Below are 25,542 nucleotides of genomic sequence, written 5' to 3'. Positions count from 1 at the left end.
CTAATCGAATGAATTCCTGAGAAAAATACTCGGGAATTGGGCTGCTTTCAACACGGTTAAAAATAGAAAAGGAGAGAAACCTTTCGATTCCTCTCCTTCGCTTCAGTCTGAAGCTGCTTGATTGCGGATTACATGTCTTCTTCGCGCAGGGGCGCGCGCAGTTCAGCACGCACCTGGTCCATGCCGGCATAGAAGGCCTTCATCATCACGAGGCCGAGGAACTTTCCGGCGTCGGTTACGACGATGCGGTCGGGGTCGTTGGGGTCATCCTCGATGGCGCCAGAAATGCGCAGACCGAGCATTTCCTTCATAAGGTAGCGGTCGACATTGATGCCGTGCACCTCCCGGAAATACTTTCTCGAGAGTCGGTGTGCAAAGAGGCCGAGCATCAGGCGGTACTGCATGATCGCGTGCTTGTCGAACTCTCTTCTGCGCTCAACGCCGGTATTGCCTGCCGCAATGCGTTCGCCGTAGCGGCGAAGGCTGAAGGTATTTACGTAAAGGCTGTTGTCGAGGAAGCTGAATGCGCCGGAGCCCACGCCGAGGTACTCGTCGTGGTCGACCACATATTCATCAAAGCCTTCGTTGTTCGTCTGCCCGAAGGTCCAGGACGTGAGCTGGCGGTAGCGGTTGCCGAAAGTGTCGAGGATGCAGCGGTACTGATCCGCGAGCTCGATGCCCGTGGCTGCAATGGTGCCCTTCACGCTCTGGCGCGTCTGAGAGGTGACCATGAGCGGATAGGTGGTGGTCTGCCGCGGGTTGAGCTTGACGATTTTTTCCATATCGTCATGGAGAACGTCAAGCGACTGACCGCGGAATCCGAACATCATGTCGACATTGCAGACGGGGAAAAGTTCCTGAGCGTACTGCAGACGCTCGAAAATCTGTTCGCCCGAGCCGAACTTCTCATAGCGGTCGGAGAGCTTGAGAATGTCGTCGTTGAAGCTCTGCACGCCGATCGACATGCGGTCGACCAGTCCCTGAAGATTCCGGAACTGCGGCGTGGTGATGACCTGAGGGTCGGTCTCGCAGGAAATTTCCTTGATTGAAGGGAAGAGCTTCTTGGCATGTTCGAGCGTCTTGATGAGCTCGTCCTCAAGAATCGTAGTGGTGCCCCCGCCCACGTACATGGCAGTGAAGTCGTAGCCAAGCGCCTTCACGTAGTCCATTTCGCGGCGCAGGTTCTTGAAATATTCGCGAGCCTTCCACTCCTTAAAAAGGAATCGATGGAACGTGCAGTAGGTGCAGAGCGTGTGGCAGAAAGGAACATGCGCGTAGAGCATGTACTGGTGCCCTTCCTGCGGGGGCGGCGGATTCTTGAGAATAACCGGATCGCAGTGCAGATAGCGGCCGGTGTAGTAATCCATCACACGGTCGGAAAGACCGATCATCCAATTGGGCAGGAGCTTGCGCGGCTGCGGGACGAAATGGTTAGTGCTGGTCATGAAGACGCGGGATAAGGGTAGTTCTGAAGGAAGCGATTCTAAGCGGCCCGGGGACGCAATAGGCTTAAAAAAAGCCGACTCTTCCCGCATGAGAAGAGCCGGCTGCAGAATAACTACAGTCTGTAGGACTGCGGATCAGCCGTGCGTAGCATAGACGCGGGCAATTTCTGTTTCGAACTTTTTCGAGAGCGGACCGCGCTTCAGCTTGAGCGTCGGCGTAATGAGTCCGTTTTCGATGGTCCACGGTTCGCTTGTCAGAAGAACGGCGCGGGGGAGCGCGTAGTTCGGGAAGTCTGACGCTGCGGCCTTGGCGCGCTTCAGCGCTGAGGTGCGGGCTGCCGGGTTGTTGAGGCTCTGCGGATCATTCGGGTCGAGTCCGAGCGATTCGGCAAATCTGGCCCATTCGTCCTTGTTCACGCAGGTGATGAGCGTGAGGTACGGGCGGTTTTCTCCGACGACGTAGCACTGCTCGAAGAGCGGGTCTGTCTCAATGGCGGATTCAAGATCTGCAGGAGGAATCTTTTCGCCGGTCGAGGTGACGATGATTTCTTTGATGCGGCCCTTGATGGAGAGCATGCCGTCCGAATTAAATTCGCCGACATCTCCTGTATGGAGCCAGCCATCCTTGGTAAAGGCGGCGGCCGTGTCCGCAGGACGATGCCAGTAGCCCTTCATGATGGAAGGACCGCGGATCTGAATTTCGTTGCCTTCGGCAAGACGGACTTCAACATTGCAGAAAGGCTTGCCGACGGTGTTGGGCTGATTGAATTCGACGCAGTTGCCGGCAATGATCGGACTCGCTTCCGTCATGCCGTAGCCCTGAATGATCGGCAGGCCGAGACCGCAGAAGGCGCGGGCAACCTTGTGGTTGAGCGCGGCGCCGCCGGAAATGGCGATGCGGAGCCGGCCGCCGAACTGCGAGAGAAGCATGTCGGCCATGCGGCGCACGAGCGTGAGGCGGATGATGCCGTCAAGCCAGGAGCGAGAGCTTTCTTCTAAGGGCAGGCGGTTGCGGCGGCAGAAATCCCGCCAGCCGACTTCCACTGCCCAGTCGAAAAGCTTGCGTGCAATGGGCTTGGATTTGCGAAGCTTGTCCTGAACACGGGCATAGATGCGCTCGTAGACGCGCGGAACCGAAATGATGACGGTCGGGCGAATGACCTTAAGGTCTTCAGCGAGGAGCAGTACCGAGCGGTTGTACGCAATGACGCAGCCGGTGGCAAGCGCAAGGTAGTAGCCTGCCGTACGTTCAAACGTATGTGAGAGCGGAAGGAAGGAAAGGAATGTATCGCCTTCACGGGGAGACACGCATTCGAGCGTTGCCTTCACGTTGCTCACAATATTCCGGTGCGTGAGCATGACGCCCTTTGGACGGCCCGTCGTGCCGGAAGTGTAGACAATGCCGGCAAGATCGTCTTCGAGCGGGCCGGAGGGAAGATTGTCCTCAGAAACGCTTTTACCCAGCTCCAGGGCGGAAGCGAGGCTCTTTATGTGGAAGCGCCCGTCTTCGTGGTCTTCTGTTTCGTTCGGGTCGGTGATGAGCACTGTGCTCAGGTCCGGCATCTGCACGCCTGTCGCACGGATCTGCTTCCAGCGTGAAAGCTTATTGGTGACGAGCGTGCATGCCTGACTGTCAATCATGATGAAGGCGCTTGCGCCCGGCGTGTCGATGGCATGCAGGGGAACCGGGATGAGTCCGTTCGCAAGGGCAGCCTGGTCGGCGCATACATGATCGCGGCCGTTGGGCATTAGGATCGCAATGCGGTCGCCGGGGCGAAGCCCCATTGCCGCAAAGGCGCGGCGCCACTCAAGAACGTGTTCGCCGAGCTCCTTGTAGCTCCAGCTTTCCCAAGTGCTTGAGGAGCGGTCGAACTGTCTGAGTGCCTCACGGTCTCCCCATTTGCGAATGCTGTGCGTGAGGAGCTCCGGGAGCGTAGTCAGTCCATCGAGTTCACTTGATCGGCCCATGGCGTACAGGATCCTATTTGTTTTTCTTTTTTAGGCGGGCTCAGCTAACGGTTTCTGTCTATGCAGAAACACTGAGCCCAGTATGACAATCTGTAAAGCTATATCAGAAAAGGGCCGTTTGGAGGCTTCTCATTTAAGGGAATACCCTGACATTCTCATTGAAAAGGCATATCATCCTAGACGTCAATAGAAATTGAACGCCGCGTTCGGCAGGTCTGAATGAGGCAATAAGGAGAATATTCCAATGAGCAAAGTATCCTCGGTGCTTGATCTTATCGGCAATACGCCGGTCGTTCGTCTCTCGCGGCTTTTTCCGGAAAACGAAGTCTGGATGAAGCTTGAAAGGGGGAATCCCGGCGGCTCCATTAAGGACCGCATTGCGCTTCAGATGGTTCGGGATGCGGAAGCAAGAGGCGAACTCAAGGCCGGCGGCACCATTATTGAGCCTACATCGGGCAATACCGGCGTTGGACTCGCTATGGTGAGTGCGGTTCTCGGATATCGCATGATTCTCGTCATGCCGGAGTCCATGAGCATCGAGCGCCGCCTTCTGGCGCAGGCTTACGGCGCAGAACTCGTGCTCACCCCTGGCAAGCTCGGCATGAAGGGGGCAGTCGATCGCGCAGCTGAACTGGCGAAGGAAATTCCCGGCGCCTGGGTCGCAGGTCAATTCAGCAATCCGAGCAATCCGCGCGCGCATGAACTTCATACCGGCCCGGAAATTCTGAAGGACTTCCCGGAAGGTCTCGACGTCTTCATTTCTGCGTTCGGCACCGGCGGCAATGTTTCCGGCATTTCCCGGGTGTTCAAGAAAGCCTGGCCGACGCTTCGCACTTATGCCGTTGAGCCTAAGTCGAGTCCGCTTCTTACGGAAGGGAAGGCTGGTCCGCATCGCATTCAGGGCATTGGCGCTAATTTCATTCCGGAGAATCTGGACCGCACGGCGATTGATGAATTTCTCGATGTGGCTGACGACGATGCTTTCGCCTATGCACAGCTTGCGGCCGCGAAGGAAGGCCTTCTCGTCGGCATTTCCACGGGCGCTGTGCTTGCTGCGGTTGCCGGGCTGTTGCCGAAACTCGGTAAGGATGCCAGGATCCTGCTCATGAATTTTGATACGGGAGAGCGCTATCTTTCCGTTAAGGGCTTCGTGAAGGGCGCGGAATAACGGATCCTCACGCAGGATAGAAAAAGACCGGGCTGAGCGGAATGCGTCAGAACCGGTCTTTTTCTTTATGAGACAACGAATTAGAGCAAGTCTTCAGGCTTTGGCGGCCTCATCCGCTTTGGCGGAGAGTTCCTCCCAGCGCGCATAGCCCGCGCTGATTTCAGCTTCCAGTGCATCCAGACGGCTCTTGTCGGCCTTGATTTCATCCACGGGCTTTGTGTGATAGCTCCCTTCACTCATGCGGGCGATGAGGTCGGATTGTTCCTGTTCGAGGGCTTCAAGTTTTTCCGGCAGAGCTTCAAGTTCACGGCTTTCCCGCCAGGAGAGCTTGATTTTCTGCTGGGCCTGAGTCTTGGGCTTTGCCTTCTTCTCCTCCTCCTTCGAGGGTGACGCTTTTTTCACCGGAAGAGATTCTGCAGGCCGCTGCGCAAACCATTCCGCATATCCGCCGACGTATTCACGCCATTTCCCATTGCCCTCGGGTGCAAGCACTTCCGTGACGACGTTGTCGAGGAAGCGGCGGTCGTGGCTGACGAGAATGATTGTGCCGGGGTATGAAGCCAGTGTTTGTTCAAGCAGTTCGAGAGAGTCAATATCGAGATCGTTGGTCGGTTCGTCGAGCACGAGCAGATTTGCCGGCAACGCAAAAAGGCGTGCCAGAAGAAGGCGGTTTCTTTCGCCGCCGGAGAGCGAACTGACGCGCACATTGGCGCGACGAGGCGGAAAGAGGAAGTCGCCGAGATAAGCAATGACGTGCTTGCGTTCACCGCCGATTTCGACCCAGTCGGATCCAGGGGCAATGGTTTCGGCGACAGTCTTGTTGAGGTCGAGCTGTTCGCGAAGCTGGTCGAAGTAGGCGATCTGCAGGTTTGTGCCGAGCTTGACCTTTCCCGCGTCAGGCTTGAGTTTCCCGAGAATCAGCTTGATAAGCGTGCTTTTGCCGGCGCCATTGGGACCGATCAGGCCGAGGCGGTCGCCGCGCATCAGCGTGAAGTCAAGATCCTTCACGACCACATGATCGCCGAACGATTTGGAGAGTCCTGTAACCTCAGCAACGATCTTTCCGCTTTTTTCTCCGGCATCAATCGCAAGGCGGATCGATCCCATCTGTTCGCGCCGTGCCGCGCGTTCGCGGCGCAGTGCTTCGAGCCGGCGCACGCGGCCCTCATTGCGGGTACGGCGGGCTTCTATGCCTTTGCGGATCCAGACTTCTTCCTGCGCCCAGAATTTGTCGAATCGCCGGCGTTCGAGCGCTTCGGCAGCAAGCTCTTCTTCTTTCCGCGCTTCATAAGCGGAAAAGTTGCCCGGGTACGATCGCAATGTGCCTCGGTCAAGCTCGACGATGCGCGTAGCGACGTTGTCGAGGAAGGCACGGTCATGCGTAATGACGACGAGCGAGCGCTGATTCTTGAGTTCATCCCGACAAATGTTCTCAAGGAGCGAAATGGCTCTCATGTCGAGGTGGTTTGTCGGCTCATCGAGCAGCATCAGCTGCGGCGCAAGAGTGAACGCGAGGGCAAGCGCAGCGCGTTTTCTTTCACCGCCCGAGGCAAGCTTCGGATCGCCATCGGGATTGAGTTCAAAGCGGGAAAGATTTTCGTCAAGCTTTGCGTAAATCCGCCACTTCTCTTTTTCATCCGCGATGCTTTCGATATTGCCGCGGGCGATAAGGCTTTCTCTGAATGTCGGAGCCTCCGGGAGGATGGGCTCCTGTTCGACATAGTGAACAATGAGTCCGTCCTGGCGTTGAATTTGCCCGTCATCGAGCAGCTGCTTGCCGGCGAGCACCGAAAGAAGAGAGCTTTTCCCGGTTCCGTTGCGGCCGATCAGACCGACGCGTTCGCCCGGTTCTATAGAGAGCGCTGCCTCGTCAAGAAGCGGCAAATCGCCGTAGGCGAGGTGAGGGTCAGAAAGCGTGATGAGTGCCATGAGGAAAGGATGAAGTGGGTTGAAGACAAAAGGGCCGGCAGTTTATTTTGCCGGCCCCTGGATGCCGGATGCATTGAGGCGTGTCCGGCATTCTGCCCGAAAGAAAACGCGTCAGAGCTGCGGCGTTTCAGACATTTCGCTCGGGGTGATCGTTTCGCCTGAGAGCGGCACGCCGCCGAGCGACGGCGCTGCTGGCGCTTCCGGTGAAGGCGTGCTTGCCGGCAATGCCTTCTGCAGCATCGGCGTCGGGGCAGGTCCGGGGCCCGGGTCGGAGATCACAATGCCCTTCACAGATTCGCGTCGAACATCGTGCTCGACTTCCTTCACCGGAACGAACGTCATCGTTGCCGGATCCGGCGGAGGTTCAATATTCGGCAGTGTTGTGTTTGCAACGACATCCTGCGGCACTTCTACGAGTCTGCCGCTGCGCACAATGACGCTTTGCGGCTCCCGGGTAATAACAGGGCTTTTAAGTCTGTTGAGTTCAAGGCTGCCCGTCTCTCCGTGATACTGGATCTGCGTGCGAAGCTGCGACCATTGAGCCGCAATTTCCCGGGCATCTGCACCGAGCGCAAAGAGCCTCTTGGCGGAGAGGGAATAGGGCATTGCCGTTTCAAAGCGGGCTTCAAAGCTTTGCGCGTCGTAGCGAACGACGAGAGGGCATTCACTGAAAACGAGCTTTTCGAGATCGTAGGCGAGGGTGGTTGCTGTCGAACTCGTGGCAGGATCTCCCGGATTCGTGGCAGAGGTTGACCAGACCCGCATGCGCAGCGGCAATCGATTCCTTACGAGGCTTGCTTCCTGGGCGCTCAGCGCGAAAAGCGCTGCCTGGAACGGCGGCTCTGCTGTAGCAATCTTCGTGCGGCGCATATTGGCAATGGCGCGGGATATGCGCTTGCGATCGCTCTCCGATTCTGCCTTGGCAAGCTGCTCATGGGCGAGCGCATTGAGCTTTTGCTCGTCTTCCTCCTTGAGGACGGGTTCAAAATGAGCCTGAAGTTCGGAGAGTTTTTCCGGATCAAGTCTTTGGATTTCGTATTGAATGCCTGCATGAGTAAGCGTACGGGCATAGGCTTCGGCAATCCTTGTTTCCCAGGGCGCGCTTCCGGCAATGATCGCCACCTTCGGGAGCGTGCCCTCTTCCGTTTGCGCGGGGAGCGCCCTGATTGCAAGCCTGGCAATCCATTCGGCTTCGGCTTCCGTGGAAATAGAAAGAATGATGAGTTTCGGGGGATACTGACTCGTCGTGCCTTCAGGAGAATTGAGGGCAACGACGGGGAGCGGCAGCGAGGGCAAATCAGCAAGACGTGTTACTGCTTCACGTTCAATCGGTCCGATGACGGCATCCGCCCCTGCAAGCGCTGCGGCCTGGAGCTGCTCTTCAATGGAAGAGCCTTTCTGAGCTTCAATCACGAGAATATTGGCCGGACGAGCACTCGTCTGGTTTGCAGCCAGCAGACCGTTGCCGACAATGCGTGCTGCCGCATGAACCGGCGAGTCTTCAGGCGGCATAAGGAGAGCGAAGGTAAGCTGTCGCGATGGGGCGGCGACTTCCGCAGCAGTGAGCGGCGCGGAAGCATCCGAGGCCATGCACGAGCCGGCAGCCGCCAGAAAACTCAGGCAAGCAACAAAAGAACGACGAGAAAACGGCATGAATTCCCTAAATAATCTTTGGTCCGATGATGTGCTGATGAAGGCGGCAGGACTGCCTCAGCAGGAACTGCCAGCCGCGTGCCTCTACATCGTGGGCGTACCAATCGGCAATATGGGCGACATTACGCTGCGCGCGCTCTGGGTTCTTTCACGTGCGGATGTCATCGCAGCGGAAGATACCCGGGAAACAAGAAAGCTTCTTGAGCGCTTTGGAATAGATGCAAGGCTGATTTCTGTTCGTGAGCATAACGAACGGCACGGAGCGGAGCAAATTGAGGCCCTTCTTGCTGAAGGCAAGCGTGTAGCAATGGTGACGGATGCGGGCACTCCTGCCGTGTCTGATCCCGGAGCGCGCGTGGTGGAGTATCTGCATAGTGTTGGCAGGCGTGTTATTCCTGTGCCGGGACCTTCAGCTGCCGTTACTGCGCTGTCTGCTTCCGGACTTCTGGGGCCAGGCTTTGCGTTTATCGGATTTCTTCCCCCGCAGCCCAAGGCGCGCCGGCAGGCCGTCGAGGCGCTCCGTTCGCGACGGGAACCCTTTGTTTTGTATGAAGCTCCCCACAGAATTCTGGCTCTGCTCGAAGATTTAGCTCAAGTACTCTCTCCCGGGCGGCGCGTGGTTGTGGCGCGGGAACTCACCAAGAAATTCGAAACCATATCCGCCATGAATGCGGGAGACCTCGGGAAATTCGCATCGACGCATGACCCCCGCGGGGAGTATGTTGTTCTTGTGGATGAAGAACCTCCTAAAGAGGAGGGACTTACAGCGGAAGCTGAGGCATGGCTGCGCGATCTCGCATCGGAAATGCCGGCATCCAAACTTGCCGCCATCGCAGCCCGTCGCACGGGGATTCCCCGTCAGGAGATTTATGCCTGGCTCATCCATGAGCGGGATGCCGCCGGCTCTTCTTCAGATTGATATTGATCTGTGCCGGCAGAAAGTCCGCCTCAACCCCCTCATATGGATTTGAAAAATGACTGAAGAAAATAAAAACAATCCCACTCAGCCCCCTTCTGCCGCGGAATCGGAACCTCTTCAGAAAGAAGATGCGGCGTCTTCTAAAAAGAAGCGCGAAGAACCGCCGTATGTCAATGAAAAGCTCGATCGTCCGCCGCGGTTTCGAAATGTGCGCGATGTGGTGAATCACATCAAGTTGAAGCGCACGGCGAGCGCCTATACCCGCAAGGAGGAGCTCATTCATGAGATCCTCAACGGGCAGTCTGAAAAAGACCGCTTTGCCATTCTGACGGATCTGATTGATCGCATTTCCTCCCGGCAGAGCAAAAAGGAAAAGGATCGGGAGGCTGAGGAGAATCAGCTCAACCCCAACTGGCTCAACGGTGCGTATCCGTACATTAATCGGCTGCGCCGCAGTGTTTACGAAGAGGAAAAGTTCAAGCTTCAGGTTGAACTTTTGAAGCTCCAGGCCTGGGTGAAGGAGACAGGGCAAAAGGTTGTCATTATTTTTGAAGGCCGCGATGCTGCAGGCAAGGGCGGAACCATCAAGCGCTTCATGGAGCATCTCAATCCCCGAGGCGCCCGCGTGGTGGCTTTGGAAAAGCCGACCGAACGCGAACAGGGGCAGTGGTATTTCCAGCGTTATGTGGAGCATCTCCCCACGCGCGGGGAAATGGTCTTCTTTGACCGCTCCTGGTACAACCGTGCCGGCGTCGAGCGCGTGATGGGGTTCTGCACCGATGATGAATACTATGAATTCATGCGCGAAGTCCCCGGATTTGAACGCAATCTGGTGCGCTCCGGAACCTATGTGATCAAGTTCTGGTTCTCGGTTTCGCGTGAGGAGCAGGATCGGCGCTTCCGCGAGCGCAAGGTGTCGCCGCTCAAGCGCTGGAAGCTTTCGCCGATTGATGAAGCGTCGCGCAACAAGTGGGACGACTATACGCGCGCCAAGGAAGCAATGTTCTTTGCTACCGATACGCCTGAAGCGCCCTGGACGGTCATCAAGTCCGACGATAAGAAGCGGGCCCGCCTGAACGCCATGCGCTATGTGCTGCGGCAGATCCCTTATGCCAAACGCGACCTGAAGGCTATTGGCGCGGTGGATCCGCTGATTGTCGGCCGGGCAAGTTCAATGTTTGAAACTGCGGAAAGCAGAGTCTCTGCACTTCAGTCCGGAGATTTCGTTCCGCCTTCCATTCCGCGCCTCGGCTCCGAAAAAAAGAAAAAGAAGTAAGACGCGAATCTGAGAATGTTTCACGTGGAACATCGTCGCATTTCCTGCGTAGAGATGTTTCACGTGGAACATGAAGAATAAAAAAACGCCGGAATTCAATGTCCGGCGTTTTTTATGCGGGGCGGGTCGATTTACGTACGGTTATTCCGAACGCAGGGCGACCTCCCGGGTCTTTGACGAACTGATGTTTCGGACCAGCCCATCGAGAAGTTCAGAGAGTTCCTTGATGAGGTTGGAGTTGGTGACGACGCCCACGAGACGGCCGGAATCGTCGACGATAGGAAGGCGACGGATGCCGTTTTCGCGCATGCGCGCAAGCGCCATGACCATGCCTTCATTTTCAGTGGAAGTCACGACCGGCGTTGTCATCAGATCACCGACAGTCGCTTCGTTCAGATTGCGACCAAGTGCGACACCCTCAATGGTGATGTCGCGGTCTGTAATCATGCCGATCGGTTTGGCATCTTCATCCACAACAACAAGGCTGCCGACATGTTCGCGGCGCATCTGAAGCGCGCAGTCATGAATCGTTTGTTGCGGCGTGGTGGTGGCCACTTGATGAACGGCCATGTCAATTACTTTGAGCGATCGAGTTCTCATTTGATGACGTTGTCGTATTTCTTAAAGTTGATCCGCCAGGTACGCGCAGGCGGGTGTCGGAAAGTTTGAAGCAGCAACGATTCTAGCGAAGTCGCCGGTACAAGAATGTTGCATAGATAGCCTTATTCGTCCTCAGTTGCCTGCTGCGACGGGTCGGGAAGCAGGAACCTGAAGTTCCGGAAGTCGTAGAGCCTCTGATCCATAAGGTGCGAGGGCGAGACGCGCGTGAGGCTCATGAAGATGTTGTAAATGCGGCCGGGAAATTCACGGTCCCAGCTTTTCATGAGCGCCTTGATTTCCTGACGCTTGAGATTTTCACCTGCGCCGCAGATGCCCTTGGCTGCAAGCGGATAGCCGCGGATTTTCGCGAGCTTCTCCGTTTCGGCCTCGCGAACATAGGCGAGCGGTCGGATGACGACGCACTCCTTGCGGTCGTTCATGAGTACGGGGGGCATTGCCTTCAGACGGCCGCCGTAGAAAAGATTGAGGAGCAGCGTGCTGACGATGTCGTCCATGTGATGGCCGAGGGCAATCTTGTTGCAGCCCTGTTCGCGCGCTACACGGTAGAGAATGCCGCGGCGCAGGCGCGCGCAGAGCGAGCAAACGTTCTTGCCTTCCGGAATCAGCTTCTGAATCAGGGAGTTCGTGTCCTGATCCTCAATGTGATAGGGGACGCCTGAAGCTTCAAGCTGGCGCTTGAGTTCGTCGAGCGGAAAGTGCGGAATGTGCTGGTGCACATTGACGGCGAGGAGATCGAAATGGATTGGAGCGCGCGACTGAAGGGTCTTAAGCGTATCGAGCAGCACGTAGCTGTCTTTGCCTCCGCTCATGGCCACCATGACCTTATCGCCTTCGTTGATCATGCCGAAATCGGTAATCGCCTGTGCTGTTAGTCGAACGACGCGCTTTTCCAGTTTTTTCTGGGAAACGGATTTGCGGTTGCGCTCATTAGGCGGCGTTTCGCCGGTCGGGGTGCTGTAGATGGGAATGGTGTCGGACATGGATGGTGTTAAGTGCGATTTTCCGGAACTCGCCAGGACTCAATGCCGACGGCGTCGGCATCTTGATAGGCTTCAGGTTTTGCCGTGGCAACCCGCACGAGCTCTACGCCGGGGAGTGCGGCAAGTGCTTTCGTCATTCGATCGACGAGTGTTTCCTGAAGATCTATGTGCTCTCCTGATGCCGCCTTGCGGATGGCATCAACGGCCAGGTCGTAGTTGAGGACGTCTGCGAGATTGTCTCGTGCGCTTGTGGATGCGGACAGGCGAACCCAAAGATCGCAGTCTACGAGGACGGTCTGCGGGTTGATGCGTTCGTTCTCATACGCGCCGATACGGCAGGAAAGCTTCAGGCCGCGGATGAAAATCCTTCGGCAGGTGAATCGCAGGCTTTCCGGTGAAGTGTGAGGCATGGATAATCCGAAGCACGGAAGAGGAAAACACGCATTCTAGGGCGCCTCCCGGCGTCCGTTAGAATGAGTCCAATCATGCGTTGGGCTCTTGTTATTTTCATCATTCTGCTTCTGCTCTTGGGCGCCATGCCTCAGCTGAGGCGTTTCGGTCTCGGAAGGCTTCCGGGCGACCTGAATTTTTCCATTCTCGGCCGCAGGATAGAGCTTCCCTTTATGAGCACGATTCTCCTTGCCGTGTTCGCGCTCGTTTTAGGGAAGCTGCTTTTCTAGTGCGGCCAGAGCGCTGCAACGGCTTCCGTACGGGCGGCAAGCACGCGCGGCGGGATGTCTCTCGGCGTCGGTGCGCTGCGGGCGATGCTCCCGGCATCAATGCCGCACCATGCCGACAGAGCGGCGCGCAGCAATGCGTCCGGTGCTTTCCCATGCGCTGCTTCAGGAAGCGCCCTGGCGCGGAAGGCGAGCAGCAGGGTCATTCTTGCCGGCCTGCGCACCGCGTCGTAACGCTGAAAGAAGCTCGAGACATTTTCCGGCGTTGAGAGCTCTGCGAGCGCCTCCATTGAGTCGCCGAGAATTTTGGCAAGATCCTGTGCTTCAGCACTTGCGCGCAGACGGGATAGGAAGCCTTTTGCCTGACTGCCGTCCGGCAAGCCGGAAACAAGCGCGGCGAGCCGCAGAGAAGTCGGGAGGCCTTCGCGGCAGGTCCGGTAAAGGCGGGCCCGGACAGTGCCGGAGAGCTTGATTTCCGGGTAGAGCCTGTGCCAGAGGCCGCATTCAATCAGCACGTCGAGCATCCGGCAGGGGACGGGAGCAGAGAGTCCCTTTATGAATTCCTGAAGCACGCGTTCGGGGACAAGCGCATCTGCTTCGCCGGAATCGACCATTTCCCGCATGAGCGTCATGGTTCCCGGCGCAATGGAGAATCCCGGAAAGCGTGCGGCGAATCGCGCGACGCGCAGGATGCGGACCGGATCTTCCTTGAAGGCTTCGCTCACATGACGGATGATGCCGCGGGCAATGTCTTCGGCGCCTCCATAGGGATCGTATAGCTGACCATGTTCATCCATGGCGATTGCATTAATCGTCAGATCCCGGCGCCGCAGGTCTTCCTCGAGCGTTACATCGGATGAGGCATGAAACACGAAGCCGTGATAGCCGGGCGCGGTTTTTCTCTCTGTGCGCGCAAGGGCATATTCTTCGTGCGTTTTGGGATGCAGGAAAACAGGGAAGTCTTCGCCCACGGGAAGAAAGCCGCGCTCAATCATGGATTCAGGCGTTTCGCCGACGACAACCCAGTCATGGTCGCCCGGGACTGCCGGGAATCCCCGGCGCCTGAGCAGCGTATCGCGGACGAAGCCGCCGACGGAATAAATCTGCATATCGGGTCCTCGAGAGAGTCAGGGAAGATCTTTAGCCTCTACGAGGCTGGGGGTGACTTTGCCGAGAAAGCTGGTGAAATTTTTAATCGGCTCGCCCGTCAGCATGGAATAGGTCTGCATATTGGCAAGCACATTCTTCACATACTCCCGGGTTTCAAAGTAGGGGATGGTTTCGATGAAGACGGCGGCTTCCATTGCATCAGAGAGAGTGTTTCTCCAGATGCGGGCGCGGCGAGGTCCGGCATTGTATGCGGCTGTCGCCAGGATGAAGCTTTCGCCCGAATCGGCATAGAGCATATGCAGATAGGCAGAACCGAGCACAAGGTTCATCTCAAGTTCCGTGAGGTTGCGCCCTTCATCATAGTGCTCGATGCCAAGCTGTCGGGCGGTCCAGGATGCAGTGCCCGGCATGAGCTGCATCAGTCCGCGTGCGCCTACGGATGAGCTTACCGCCGGTATAAAGCGGGACTCCTGGCGGATCAGTCCATAGACCCAGGAGGCCGGAAGTTCCTGAGCTCTGCTCACGCGCTCAATGAGTTCTGCATGAGGTCTGGGGAAGCGCTGTTCGACGACGACAAGTTCGGTGCCGCTTTTCATGCTGGTATTAATCATGCGGTGCACCAGCCGCTCCTGGCGTGCGTAGGCTGCAAGCGCAATCGACTCATAGGGGCTGATGCCCCGCATGGCCCAGTTCCATTCCCGATGGCCCTCCCGGTAAAGCTGCATGCGGTAGAGCACTTCGGCGCGGCGTATGGAAGGATTGTTTCCCCATTGAGCGATTTCAGACGCTTTCGGCATTTCCTTCGGCGGATGGGAGAACGCGTAGGGGCGGCCGAGCGCATCAGCGGAGAGCTTTCCGTAGAAAGTGATGCGGTTGGCGATCTTTTCATATTCCGTGCGGGCGAGGTCATTGAGGCCGCGCGCCGCATAAGAACGCCCCTTCCAGTATGTCCAGACTTCCTCGCTGCGGGAGGCTTCATTCATGCCGTCGATGGCTTTGCTGAGGGAATACCAGTTTCCTGCCCTCAGTTCCGCGCGTGCCCGCCAGGCCTTCAGTTGCTCGGGCGACGAGACGGCGTAAGGCATGCGTGAGAGATCGGATCCGGCTCTGGCAAACCAGCTGAGTGCGCGCGGATCGAGCCGGGACATGGCTGTGAAGCCGATGCGGGACCAGACGAGTGATTTCCAGAAGCTCCCTGCCTTAGGGTCTACTGCAGCTTCAGCCAGCCGGGCTGCCGCAGCCGGATCCGTGCGCGAAAGGCGCAGCGATGCAAAAACGGCGAGACGAGCGGGAACGCGTTCGAGCTTTTTTTGCCGCCGAAGCCACGCATTCGGTCGATCCAGGATTTCATGAAGTTCCCTGATGGATGCTGGCAGTTCCGGGCGTGGGAGTTCGGCAAGAACCCGCTTGATTTCCTTCCCGCCGCCGCTTTTTTGCAGAAGCACTACAACGCGCGTCCAGAGCCATGAACGGTCTTCCCGGGCTATGGCATCCCCGAGTCGCTGATAGGACTCCTTCGCAAGGGAACCCGAGTCGCGATAGAGAAGCTTCGCTGCACGGAGCTCCTCTTCCCGGGCTTTCTTCCCGGCCGCGGACTGGAGGCGGTGAATTGCATTCCACGCCCGCAGGTCCGGATCATCCTGATTCCAGACGAGCTGGCTGTAGAGCTTCGTGAAGCTTTCCGCGCTGAGTCTTTCCGCTTCGATCTTCAGGTATTCATGAAGCGCGTTTTCCGCAATGTATTCATTGCGGTGAAGCGCAAGGAAGCGCTCAAATTCCAAATTGACTGCCGGGTCATCGGGGGCCTGCTTAAGGAGAAGAATCAGGCGCCAGAGTTCCGGGTAGGCGCTTAATTCATGCCCGGAAAGAAGCGGCAGAATTTCTTCAAGATCCGAGAGGCGTCCCTGCGAAAAAGCGTTTCTGGCTTCGAGAAACACATAGTCCAGAGCTTCCGGGTGAGGCAGAAGGAGCGCATCGTCGAGCGGGTCGGAAACAGGCTCTTCAATCAGGGACGCTGTTACCTGGGCCGCTGCATCAGCAGCTTCGCCAGCGGCGGCTTCTTTAGTGTCGTTGTCCCTTGAGAACGTTTCAAAAGCTTTGTCGACGCGGTCGAAGATTTCCCTGGGATTCACGCCGACAGCAGATTCTTCAGGCCATACCGTCAGGTTGTCCTCGCGGTCGCGAAGCGATTGCAGCCGCTCCGCAATCGGAATGGAAATGAGCGAGGGCGCGATGACGATGCGGCGATGCTGTGCTCCTTCTGAATGGTCTGCCGGGAGGGATTCGGTTGTATTGATCGCCGGCTGCTCATTGCTTTCAGCTGCCGCGGATGTCCCGTGCGCAGAAGAGATGCAGAAGAGAAGCAAGGCAAGAAGATGGGAGCAGCGCATCAGTGGGGATAAACCGCAAAACACATAAACCGGAAAGAGGATCCTAATATAGCGGGGAGTACTTCAGCCTCTCCTCCTCCTTTTGAAGGATCGGACAGGAAAAGCCTTTTCTCTCAGGAGAATTCTCAAAATGCCGGAAAAGCAGACAGTTCGCAAACGCATGGGGGAACTTAGGCGAAAGGCCGGCATGGAGGCGCACGCAGGGCTCCTGAGGATGATTTCCCGCGCATTGTCGCAGGAGCGCCGCGTGCTCACTCTCGGTACGTATCAGCCGATAGGGAGCGAACCCGACATCAATTCTCTGCTTGATGAGTGGCGGGCCGCTGACGGAGCGAGAGCCCTGGCGCTTCCCTGGTGCACGGATCGGGAAGCTTCGCGCATGGAATACCGGCTATGGGATCCTCGCGAGAAGCTTGCAGCGGATGCCGCCGGCATTCCGGGGCCAGGAAGCGGCGCCTGCGTGATCCCCGATGTGCTTCTCATTCCCTGCCTCGGCTGGACGCGTTCTCGAAGAAGGCTCGGATACGGCGGCGGCTACTTTGACCGCTACATCTCGGGGCTCCTCGGGTCAGGCGTTTCTCCCAGACTCCTCGGCATTGCCTACGGGGTCAATGAGGTGGATGAATCTCTTTTCGAACCGCATGATCTGCCGCTTGACCTCATCATCACGGATATCGGAATTTTCTAAAAGAATGCCCGGAAAGAGAACTGGCTCTTCCGGGCACTTTCAATGATCCGTGCGGCTTTGATTAAGGCCGCAGGGAATCCGGCTTCCCTCGATTAGTAGCGGTAGTTTTCCGACTTGTAGGGACCTTCCTTCCTGACGCCGATGTAGGCGGCCTGTTCGTCCGTAAGCACGGAAAGCTCTGCATTGAGGTTCGTGAGCTGAAGGCGAGCCACCTTTTCGTCCAGGTGCTTCGGAAGGATGTAGACGCCGACGGGATATTTGTCGTGATGGCAGAAGAGTTCAATCTGCGCGAGCGTCTGATTGGCGAAGGAGGAGCTCATCACATAGGAGGGATGGCCCGTGGCGCAGCCGAGGTTCACAAGGCGGCCTTCCGCGAGAAGGATGATGCGGTTGCCCGACGGGAGCGTGATGTGGTCGACCTGCGGCTTGATGTTTTCCCACTTGTACTGACGCATCGAAGCGACATCAATCTCGCTGTCGAAGTGACCGATGTTGCAGACGATCGCTTCATTCTTCATCGCGATCATGTGGTCGTGCGTGATGACGCGGACATTGCCCGTAGCGGTGACGAAGATGTCGGCCTTGTCCTTGGCAAAGTCCATCGTGACGACGCGGTAGCCTTCCATCGCGGCCTGAAGCGCGCAGATCGGATCGATTTCCACCACCCAGACCTGAGCGGAAAGAGCGCGGAGGGCCTGAGCGCAGCCCTTGCCTACATCGCCGTAGCCGACCACCACGGCGACTTTGCCGGCGACCATGACGTCGGTCGCGCGCTTGATGCCGTCGACGAGCGATTCGCGGCAGCCGTAGAGGTTGTCGAACTTGGACTTCGTGACGGAGTCGTTCACGTTGATGGCGGGGATGCGCAGCTCGCCGCGCTCATTCATCTGGTAGAGGCGGTGCACGCCGGTGGTCGTTTCTTCAGAAACGCCGAGGATCTTTTCGAGGCGCTTTGAATACCAGGCGGGGTCGACAGCGAGGTGCTCGCGGATGGCGGCAAAGAGAGCGGTTTCCTCGTCGCTCGTCGGGTGCGCGATGACTTCCGGATTTTTTTCAGCGCGGGAGCCGAGATGAAGGAGCAGCGTAGCGTCGCCGCCGTCATCAAGGATCATGTTGGAGTAGCCGCCGTCGGGCCACTCGAAGATGCGGTGCGTATAGGCCCAGTACTCCTCGATCGTCTCGCCCTTGCGCGCAAAAACCGGGACGCCGTCCTTCACGATGGCGGCAGCGGCGTGATCCTGCGTGGAGAAGATGTTGCAGCTCGCCCAGCGGACTTCAGCACCAAGCGCCGTCAGCGTTTCGATGAGCACTGCGGTCTGAATGGTCATGTGGAGCGATCCGGAGATGCGGGCGCCCTTCAGCGGCTGGCTCGCGGCATATTCGCGCCGGATAGCCATGAGGCCGGGCATTTCCACCTCGGCAATCTGAATTTCCTTGCGGCCCCAGTCGGCAAGACCAAGGTCGGCGATGACGTAGTTTTCAGTAGCGTCCATTTGTCGTCTTGAAAGAAGAAAGAAGGAGAGCGCCGTTGGAAATGCGGATGCGGACGCAAGCGGCTCGAGCCTCGCGAAGTCCCGTGTGAGGAAACTCCGTCGCAGCGCTCCTCGAACCCCTGGTCCCCATGCCGGAGAATATTCCCCGGATGCGATGAAGGCGGCATTATAGCCGCCTTCATTTATTGATTCTTATGAAAAATTACTCTTCTTCGCTGAAGGAGAGGAGGGCTGCCTCGACCGCATCCCGCGTGATGCCGTCGAGGAGGCTCACCGGAGCGCCCTCGAGGGCCGCAGCGCCTTCCTTTTTCAGGCGGCCGACCCACATGCCGGCATCCCGCCCGGACTCAAAGCCCTCAGAAAGGAGAAGCTCGTCGCCCGCCGCGGAAATGAGCTTGAAGTAGAAGCGCCCGTCCTTTTCCCTGTACTGCTTGAAGGTCGCGCGCTGCACTTTCTGCGCTTTCTTTTTTGCTGCCTGAGGGGCGGCAATTTCGGTGAAGCTTCTGAGGCCCACGGCATGACGAAGTTCGGCCATGAAGGGCGTTGCAATGAGACGCGCCTTGCGGGCGCCTTCCTGCAGAATTTCTTCAACCTGAGCAGGATGAGCCATCAGCTCTTCATAGCGGGCGCGCATCGGGCCAATCTCGCGGTCGATCTGGTCGGCGAGACGCTTTTTGGCTTCGCCCCATCCGAGGCCGGAACGCAGTTCCGCACGGAAGTTCTCACGCTCTTCGGGCGTGGCGAATGCGTCGAAGATGACGGTGAGCGAGGTGCTGTCGGGGTCCTTCGGCTCTCCCGGCGCCCGGCTGTCGGTGACGATGCGCGCAATGGCGGCATCAAGCGCTGCGCGGCCGCCTTCAAAGAGCGGAATGACGTTGTTGTAGGACTTGCTCATCTTGCGCCCGTCGAGCCCCGGGAGCACTTCGATGCTGCTGCCGCCCGTTGCCTGCGGCAGCACGAAGAAGGGATGCTCGGGCGTGGCGTAGAGGTTGTTGAAGCGCTGAGCGGCGTCGCGGGCCATTTCGAGGTGCTGGAGCTGGTCGTGGCCGACGGGAACTTCTTCCGCATTGAACATCAGAATGTCCGCAGCCATCAGCACCGGATAGGAAAAGAGTCCCATGGAGACATCCGCGTCCGGGTCCTTGCCGGCGGCAGTGGCGGCATCGACGGCGGCCTTATAGGCGTGCGCGCGATTGAGGAGCCCCTTGCTCATGACGCAGTCGAACATCCAGCAGAGCAGCGGGATTTCAGGAATGTCGCTCTGGCGGTAGAGCGTGACGCGTTCCGGATCAAGGCCTGCGGCAAGCCAGGTCGCGGCAATCTGCATGCGGCTTCTTTCAATGCGGGCAGGATCCTGGCACTTGATGAGTGCGTGCAGATCCGCGAGGAAGAAGAAGCTCTCAACGTTGGGATCGCGGCTGTCCTGAATGGCCGGACGGATGGCGCCGACGTAGTTGCCGATATGCAGGGTTCCGGTGGTGTTGATGCCGGTGAGAACGCGTTTTTTGGTCATCGCTTGAAAAGAATCGAATGAGAGGATTCCCGGCCGTCAGACGGCCGGAACATTGCCGTAAAGAAGAAATCATACGGCGGAATAGAGAACGGGCGGCGTCCTTTCTGTCGAAGGATGCGCCGCCCGTTGGCGTATCAGATGAGGCGTCTTATGAAGACCCTCTTCCGAGAAAGGCGTCTGCGAGGGCTTTTAGAGTCCGGCAGCGGCCTTGAGGGCTTCGGCCTTATCGGTCTTTTCCCAGGTGAATTCCGGCTCTTCGCGGCCGAAGTGGCCGTAGGCGGCGGTCTTCGAGAAGATCGGACGGCGCAGATCGAGCATCTGAATGATGCCGCGGGGGCGCAGATCGAAGTGCTTGCGCACGAGCGCAGCGATTTCCTCGTCCGGGATGCGGCCCGTGCCGTTGGTGAAGACCGTAACGTTCATCGGTTCGGCAACGCCGATCGCGTAGGCGACCTGCACCAGGCAGTAGGTGGCGAGACCGGAGGCGACGATGTTCTTCGCGACATAGCGGCAGGCATAGGCGGCGGAGCGGTCGACCTTGGTGGCGTCCTTGCCAGAGAAGGCGCCGCCGCCGTGCGGGCAGTAGCCGCCGTAGGTGTCGACAATGATTTTGCGTCCGGTGAGGCCGCAGTCGCCCTGCGGACCGCCGACGACGAAGCGGCCGGTCGGATTGATGAGGAATTTCGTGTCCTTGAGCCATTCGGCAGGAATGACCGGACGGATGATGCTCTCAACAATGGCTTCCGTAAATTCGGGCTTCATCTTCGTGCCGTCGGACATTTCCGGAGCGTGCTGCGAGGAAATGACGATCGTGTCGATGCCGACGGGCTTGCCGTCGCGGTAGCGCATCGTGACCTGGCTCTTGGCGTCGGGACGCAGGAAGGGCAGAGTGCCGTTCTTGCGGACCTTGCTCTGCTGCTCCATGAGGCGGTGAGCGTAGTAGATCGGGGCCGGCATGAGCGTCGGAGTTTCATCGCAGGCAAAGCCGAACATCAGGCCCTGGTCGCCGGCGCCGAGGTTGAGCTCGTCGTCCATTGCGTGGTCGACGCCCTGCTTGATGTCGGCAGACTGCTTGTCATAGCCGACAAGCACGGAGCAGCCGCGATGATCAATGCCGTAGTCGGTATTGTCGTAGCCGATTTTCTTAAGAACGTTGCGCGTGAGGCCGATGTAGTCGACGTTGGCGTTTGTCGTGATTTCGCCGGCAAGCACCACGAGACCGGTGGTGCAGAGCGTTTCGGCGGCGACGCGGCTCATCGGGTCTTCGGTGAGGCAGGCGTCGAGAACGGCGTCAGAAATCTGGTCTGCGACTTTGTCGGGATGACCTTCGCTGACGGATTCGGAAGTAAAGAGATATTCGTGGGCCATGGCCATAAAACTCCAGTATTGAGAAGGAGAAGCGCTCTGCGCATTGGTCTTGGCTCCATGCGGGAGACGCTTTAGCGGAATTTCTTGTTCGCCCCGCAAGTTGTCCTGTTAACTCGGCGAATCGGGCGCAATGATAACGCATGGAGAATTAAAGGAATCTGACGAATGAGGTTCTTTTGAGTCAGGCAAGGCGGCGTGAGATGTCAATTAGCCTTGACGAAGATTCCGTGTAAACAAGTGAAATATTGAGAGTGATTGCTTGCTTTATATGCTGCTATCGTTTCCCTTAAGCGAGAAAACGATGAGTGCCGCGGATTCATGGCGCAAAAAGGTCCCGGGCGCCAAGTAAAATTAATGATTCGCCGCAATAATGCTCAGCCCTGCGGGCTGCGCTTTCAGGATCGGAGACTGTCTTTCGCATGCACAGGCTACTCACGCTCGTTGCCAAACTTCCGCTGTCTTTCCTGCAGCTTTTCGGCGCCTTCATCGGTGAACTCGTTTTCTGGCTCGCACCAGGGTATCGCCGGCGTACGCGCGCCAATCTGTGTGCGGCCGGATATACGCATAAAAGCATTTTTGCCCGCGTCGGCCGCAATGCCGGGCGCCAGGCGATGGAAAGCATCTGGGTTTGGTACCGTCCGGTGGAAACCGTGCTTGAGCACGTGCATGCGGACGAAAAAGCGGAGAAGCTGATCGGAGATGCCATGAGAAGCGGTCGGCCGATCGTCTTCATGACGCCTCACGTCGGGTGCTTCGAGGTGCTTCCGGTCTGGCTTGCCGGGACGCTCTACAAGGAAACCGGCCGCCGCATCACGATTCTCTATCGGCCGCCGAGAAAGAAGATTCTGCGCGCCGTTGTGGGCGATGCCCGTCAGGCGCCGGGGATCGAAGCCGTTCCCACGACGCTGATCGGCGTCAAGCGCATCATCCGCAGCCTGCGCGAAGGCAATACCTTCGGCGCGCTCCCGGATCAGGTGCCGAGCAAGGGCGAAGGCGTCTGGGCCTCTTTCTTCGGGAGGCCCGCCTATACGATGACGCTTCCCGTCAAGGTCGCTCACCAGTTTGACGCCATCCGCATTTTTGCCTGGGGCGTGCGCGGGGAGGACGGCTGGAGAGTGGAGGCCGAGGAGTGGACGGATCCGCTTACTGGAGACATCCATGAAGATGCGCTTGCCATGAACAGGATGATTGAGCACATTATTCGCCGGATGCCGGAACAATATGCCTGGAGCTACAACCGCTACAAACGTCCGAGAGGTGCTCCGCCGCCTGAAGAAGGAGCTCATCGCTGATGTCGTCCCTTAATGAAGCTTTTTCCCGTGCCTGGGTGCGTATTGTCCGCTCGTTCAGGCATTTGCCGATGCCCGCGCGCTGGGGGCTTGCGCGATGCGCAGCTGCGATTTTCTGGCAGGCCGTGCCCAAACGCCGTCACGTCATTCTGACCAACCTGCGGCTTTGCTTCCCGGAGCTCTCTGAAGATGAGCGTATCAAGCTTGCGCGCCGCGTCTACGTGCGTCTCGCGCGCGCAGCGATCGATCACGGCACGCTCTGGACGGGCACGAAGGAAGAGGTGCAGGCTCTGGTCAAATTCGAGGGACTTCAGCATCTTCTCAATCCCGAGAATCGTCCGATCATTGTGGTGTCGCCTCATTTTGCAGGGCTCGACGCTGCAGGCATTGCGCTCAATACCTATGTGCGCGGCGTGTCGCTCTATCAGAAGCAGAGCAATCCCGTCTGGGACAAAGCCCTGCTCGAGGGGCGGCTGCGCTTCAGCAACCCGGTGCTCATTGCCAAGACCGGCGACAATGATCTGAGAACGGTGATGAAGCACATCCGCGAAGGCCTTCCTTTCTACTATTTGCCCGATATGGATCACGGCGCGAGAAATTCGATCTTCGTGCCTTTTTTCGGCGTGAAGGCCGCTACGATCCCGATGGTTTCGAGGCTTGCGCGCGTGATGCGCGCAAAGGTCGTCTGGTGCATTGCAACCATGACGGAAGACGGCTACCGCGTTGAAATTTCCGCTCCCCTCGAGAACTTCCCGACCAGGGATCCCGAAGCCGATACGATGCGTCTCAATAAGGAGCTTGAAGTCTACATTCGCCGGCATCCGGACCAGTATCTCTGGGTGCACCGGCGCTTTAAGACGCGGCCCGAGGGCGAACCTTCTGTTTATTGATTTTCATCTAAAAATTTAATAATGACCGAGCTACATTTCACCAAGATGCAGGGGGCCGGGAACGACTTCATCGTCCTCGACCGCGTGGCGGAGCCTGTAGAGGTAACTCCTCAGCTTGTGCGCCGTCTGGCGGACCGGCGATTCGGCATCGGTGCGGATCAGCTGCTTCTGCTCGACCCGCCCCAAAGGGAAGGCGAACCGCTTCGATACCGCATCTTCAACAGCGACGGCGATGAGGTGGAGCAATGCGGCAACGGCGCGCGCTGCATCGGGCGCTTTGCGCTTGAGCGGGGCTACGCTTCGGGCGACTCGATTCCGTTTCAGACGATGAAGGGAAAAATCTGCGTGAAGCGGGAGCCTGACGGCCGCATGGTGGCCGATATGGGCGAACCGCGCTTTCTGCCCGAAGACATACCCTTCCGTCCTGAAGGTCTTGAATGCCGGATTGAAAATCAGATTCCGGTCTGGAAGGCTTACTGTACGCCGCTCAAGCGCGACATTGAATTCACTGTGACGAGCATGGGAAATCCCCATGCAACGCTCCTCACGGATGATGTTGACCATGAACGCATTGACCTTATCGGTCCGTTCCTGCAGCAACATCCGGCTTTCCCGGAAAGTGTCAACGTCGGATTCGTTGAAGTCGAAAGCGCCGAGAAAGCAAAAATCCGAGTCTGGGAGCGAGGCCCCGGGGAGACGCTTGCCTGCGGTACCGGAACAAGCGCAGCGATGGCCGCAGGCCTCATGCGCGGCATTTTCGGCAGGCGGGTTGAATTTTCGGCCCGGGGCGGGGCGCTTGCCTGCGCCTGGGAAGGCCCGGGCGCCGCGCTCAGCCTGATTGGCCCGGCTGAAGTGGTGTTTACGGGCAGCATTGAAATTTAATTTGGCGATTGAATCTGGAAATTTTAGAAATGTCAGACCTTATTCTGAAAAAGGGCAAGGAAAAGTCCCTTCTTCGTCGGCACCCCTGGGTATACGACACTGCAGTTGAGCGTGTGGTCGGCAAGCCCATGGCGGGTGACACGGTGCGCGTTCTTTCTCGCGACGGGCGTTTTCTCGCCTGGGCTGCGTATTCGCCGGCCTCCACGCTGAGGGCGCGCTGCTGGTCCTATCGAGAAGACGAGGTCATCGATGACGCGTGGTTTGAGCGCAAGGTCAGGGAAGCCATTCTCTTTCGCGAGCCGCTCAGGAGCCGCACGAACGCGATTCGTCTGATTTTCGGCGAAGCTGACGGGCTTCCCGGCCTCATTGTCGACCAGTACGGCGACTGGCTGGTGACGCAGTTCCAGTCAGCCGGCGTTGAAGCCTATCGCCCGCTTCTGGGGCGCCTTCTGATGGAGGCCACGGGTGCCCGCGGCATCTATGACCGTTCTGATGCGGCTACGCGCCGGCGCGAAGGCCTTGAAGTCCGTTCCGAGCTCCTTGCGGGCGACAATCCGCCCGAAGCGATTGAAGTGGTCGAAGACGGCGTGCGCTACGGCGTTGACTGCCGCATCGGGCATAAGACGGGCTTCTACATTGACCAGCGCGAGAGCCGTCTGGCGGCTCAGGCCGCCGCTGAGGAATTCCGCCGGATTCACGGGCGCGGCATGCGCGCGCTCAACTGCTTCTGCTACACGGGCGGCTTCTCGCTCGCGCTCCTCAAGGGAGGCGCCGAAGAAGTGGTTTCCGTCGACTCTTCCGAAGAGGCGCTTGAGATGGCGAAGGCCAACGCTGCGCGCAACGGCTTTGCCGGCAAGGCCGAATGGGTGTGCGAGGATGTCTTTTCCTGCCTCAGGAGGCTTCGCGACGCGGGCGAGCACTTCGATCTCGTGATTCTTGATCCGCCCAAGTTCGCATCCAGCCACTATCATGTGGAACGCGCGGCCAGGGCTTACAAGGACATCAACCTCAACGGGCTGAGACTCCTGCAGCCGGGCGGCGAACTCTTTACGTTCTCCTGTTCCGGTGCAATTGATGTGGATCTTTTCCAGAAAATTGTTGCCGGTGCAGTGATTGACTCCGGACTCAATGCCTGGGCAACCGGGCGTTTCGGTGCGGGAGCGGATCATCCGCTTTTGATGACTTGTCCGGAAGGCGAATATCTGAAGGGCATGCGCCTCGCGGTGCGGCCCTGACAAGTCCCTGAGCTGAAGGAGGAGCGTGCGAGGAAAGGAAGCGCGCTC

The 25,542-nt window shown here is 58.1% G+C and carries 21 protein-coding genes and 1 riboswitch; of the genes, 9 read left to right on the top strand and 12 right to left on the bottom strand.

Annotated features, from left to right (window positions below):
- Positions 1-128: 128 nt before the first annotated feature.
- Together Q0106_RS02110 and Q0106_RS02105 are read right to left on the bottom strand one after the other, a co-directional pair.
- Positions 129-1,445 carry a coproporphyrinogen III oxidase family protein gene (locus tag Q0106_RS02110; protein WP_297608227.1) on the bottom strand — a complete coding sequence of 439 codons (1,317 nt, stop codon included), beginning with the start codon at positions 1,443-1,445 and terminating at the stop codon, positions 129-131.
- Between the two features lie 135 nt (positions 1,446-1,580).
- The gene (locus Q0106_RS02105) at positions 1,581-3,413 is read right to left on the bottom strand and encodes an AMP-dependent synthetase/ligase (protein WP_297608225.1); all 1,833 of its coding nucleotides are present in this window, start codon (positions 3,411-3,413) and stop codon (positions 1,581-1,583) included.
- A gap of 244 nt (positions 3,414-3,657) precedes the next feature.
- On the opposite strand from Q0106_RS02105, the gene cysK reads away from it, so the two are divergent.
- Positions 3,658-4,581, top strand: a complete 924-nt coding sequence (cysK, locus tag Q0106_RS02100; RefSeq protein WP_297608224.1) for a cysteine synthase A — start codon at positions 3,658-3,660, stop codon at positions 4,579-4,581.
- A gap of 93 nt (positions 4,582-4,674) precedes the next feature.
- Here the strand turns inward: cysK and Q0106_RS02095 are convergent, their stop codons facing one another.
- Positions 4,675-6,510, bottom strand: a complete 1,836-nt coding sequence (locus Q0106_RS02095; protein ID WP_297608222.1) for an ATP-binding cassette domain-containing protein — start codon at positions 6,508-6,510, stop codon at positions 4,675-4,677.
- A gap of 111 nt (positions 6,511-6,621) precedes the next feature.
- Positions 6,622-8,100, bottom strand: a complete 1,479-nt coding sequence (locus tag Q0106_RS02090) for a penicillin-binding protein activator (RefSeq protein ID WP_297608218.1) — start codon at positions 8,098-8,100, stop codon at positions 6,622-6,624.
- A 61-nt stretch (positions 8,101-8,161) separates the two neighbouring features.
- Between Q0106_RS02090 and rsmI the strand changes: the two genes are divergently transcribed.
- On the top strand, positions 8,162-9,082 hold the full coding sequence (rsmI, locus tag Q0106_RS02085; RefSeq protein ID WP_297608215.1) for a 16S rRNA (cytidine(1402)-2'-O)-methyltransferase: 921 nt from the start codon (positions 8,162-8,164) through the stop codon (positions 9,080-9,082).
- A 55-nt stretch (positions 9,083-9,137) separates the two neighbouring features.
- Positions 9,138-10,358, top strand: a complete 1,221-nt coding sequence (gene ppk2 / locus Q0106_RS02080) for a polyphosphate kinase 2 (protein ID WP_297608212.1) — start codon at positions 9,138-9,140, stop codon at positions 10,356-10,358.
- A 141-nt stretch (positions 10,359-10,499) separates the two neighbouring features.
- Here the strand turns inward: ppk2 and Q0106_RS02075 are convergent, their stop codons facing one another.
- The 3 genes from Q0106_RS02075 to Q0106_RS02065 form a co-directional block, all read right to left on the bottom strand.
- Positions 10,500-10,928 (bottom strand): CBS domain-containing protein, encoded by a 429-nt coding sequence (locus Q0106_RS02075; RefSeq protein ID WP_366139462.1) that lies wholly within the window; start codon positions 10,926-10,928, stop codon positions 10,500-10,502.
- Between the two features lie 152 nt (positions 10,929-11,080).
- A complete protein-coding gene (ttcA, locus tag Q0106_RS02070) occupies positions 11,081-11,959 on the bottom strand; it encodes a tRNA 2-thiocytidine(32) synthetase TtcA (RefSeq protein ID WP_297608206.1) in 879 nt (292 codons plus the stop codon).
- A gap of 8 nt (positions 11,960-11,967) precedes the next feature.
- The gene (locus tag Q0106_RS02065) at positions 11,968-12,369 is read right to left on the bottom strand and encodes a dihydroneopterin aldolase (RefSeq protein ID WP_297608203.1); all 402 of its coding nucleotides are present in this window, start codon (positions 12,367-12,369) and stop codon (positions 11,968-11,970) included.
- Between the two features lie 75 nt (positions 12,370-12,444).
- On the opposite strand from Q0106_RS02065, the gene Q0106_RS02060 reads away from it, so the two are divergent.
- Positions 12,445-12,639, top strand: a complete 195-nt coding sequence (locus Q0106_RS02060) for a DUF2905 family protein (RefSeq protein WP_297608200.1) — start codon at positions 12,445-12,447, stop codon at positions 12,637-12,639.
- Here the strand turns inward: Q0106_RS02060 and Q0106_RS02055 are convergent.
- Both Q0106_RS02055 and Q0106_RS02050 read right to left on the bottom strand, forming a co-directional pair.
- On the bottom strand, positions 12,636-13,745 hold the full coding sequence (locus Q0106_RS02055) for a CCA-adding protein (protein ID WP_297608197.1): 1,110 nt from the start codon (positions 13,743-13,745) through the stop codon (positions 12,636-12,638). The genes Q0106_RS02060 and Q0106_RS02055 overlap by 4 nt on opposite strands.
- An 18-nt stretch (positions 13,746-13,763) precedes the next feature.
- Positions 13,764-16,136, bottom strand: coding sequence for a lytic transglycosylase domain-containing protein (locus Q0106_RS02050; protein ID WP_297608194.1), 2,373 nt, complete (start codon positions 16,134-16,136; stop codon positions 13,764-13,766).
- A 130-nt stretch (positions 16,137-16,266) separates the two neighbouring features.
- Between Q0106_RS02050 and Q0106_RS02045 the strand changes: the two genes are divergently transcribed.
- Positions 16,267-16,824, top strand: coding sequence for a 5-formyltetrahydrofolate cyclo-ligase (locus Q0106_RS02045; RefSeq protein WP_297608192.1), 558 nt, complete (start codon positions 16,267-16,269; stop codon positions 16,822-16,824).
- Between the two features lie 92 nt (positions 16,825-16,916).
- On the opposite strand, the gene ahcY is transcribed toward Q0106_RS02045, so the two are convergent.
- The 3 genes from ahcY to metK all read right to left on the bottom strand — a co-directional run bounded on the left by ahcY (position 16,917) and on the right by metK (position 21,198).
- Positions 16,917-18,317, bottom strand: coding sequence for an adenosylhomocysteinase (ahcY, locus tag Q0106_RS02040; protein ID WP_297608189.1), 1,401 nt, complete (start codon positions 18,315-18,317; stop codon positions 16,917-16,919).
- Between the two features lie 20 nt (positions 18,318-18,337).
- A riboswitch (S-adenosyl-L-homocysteine riboswitch) is annotated at positions 18,338-18,436 on the bottom strand.
- Between the two features lie 83 nt (positions 18,437-18,519).
- A complete protein-coding gene (locus tag Q0106_RS02035) occupies positions 18,520-19,830 on the bottom strand; it encodes a tryptophan--tRNA ligase (RefSeq protein WP_297608186.1) in 1,311 nt (436 codons plus the stop codon).
- Positions 19,831-20,019: 189 nt separating this feature from the next.
- Positions 20,020-21,198: a methionine adenosyltransferase gene (gene metK / locus Q0106_RS02030; RefSeq protein ID WP_139688257.1), complete on the bottom strand. Its 1,179-nt coding sequence runs from the start codon at positions 21,196-21,198 to the stop codon at positions 20,020-20,022.
- 419 nt (positions 21,199-21,617) lie between these two features.
- On the opposite strand from metK, the gene Q0106_RS02025 reads away from it, so the two are divergent.
- Genes Q0106_RS02025 through Q0106_RS02010 form a run of 4 tightly spaced genes read left to right on the top strand, consistent with a single transcriptional unit; the run spans position 21,618 to position 25,494 of the window.
- Positions 21,618-22,490, top strand: coding sequence for a lysophospholipid acyltransferase family protein (locus tag Q0106_RS02025; protein ID WP_297608182.1), 873 nt, complete (start codon positions 21,618-21,620; stop codon positions 22,488-22,490).
- On the top strand, positions 22,490-23,377 hold the full coding sequence (locus tag Q0106_RS02020; RefSeq protein WP_297608179.1) for a lysophospholipid acyltransferase family protein: 888 nt from the start codon (positions 22,490-22,492) through the stop codon (positions 23,375-23,377). The genes Q0106_RS02025 and Q0106_RS02020 overlap by 1 nt, the downstream gene beginning before the upstream one ends.
- A 21-nt stretch (positions 23,378-23,398) precedes the next feature.
- Positions 23,399-24,259 (top strand): diaminopimelate epimerase, encoded by an 861-nt coding sequence (gene dapF / locus Q0106_RS02015; RefSeq protein WP_297608176.1) that lies wholly within the window; start codon positions 23,399-23,401, stop codon positions 24,257-24,259.
- Positions 24,260-24,288: 29 nt separating this feature from the next.
- Entirely contained in the window at positions 24,289-25,494 is a 1,206-nt protein-coding gene (locus tag Q0106_RS02010) for a class I SAM-dependent methyltransferase (protein WP_297608173.1), read from the top strand.
- Positions 25,495-25,542: the final 48 nt, after the last annotated feature.

Origin of the sequence: uncultured Sutterella sp., from assembly GCF_937923675.1 — a bacterium.
Classification (GTDB): Bacteria; Pseudomonadota; Gammaproteobacteria; order Burkholderiales; family Burkholderiaceae_F; genus Sutterella.
This window is presented reverse-complemented; position numbering and strand designations above follow the sequence as displayed.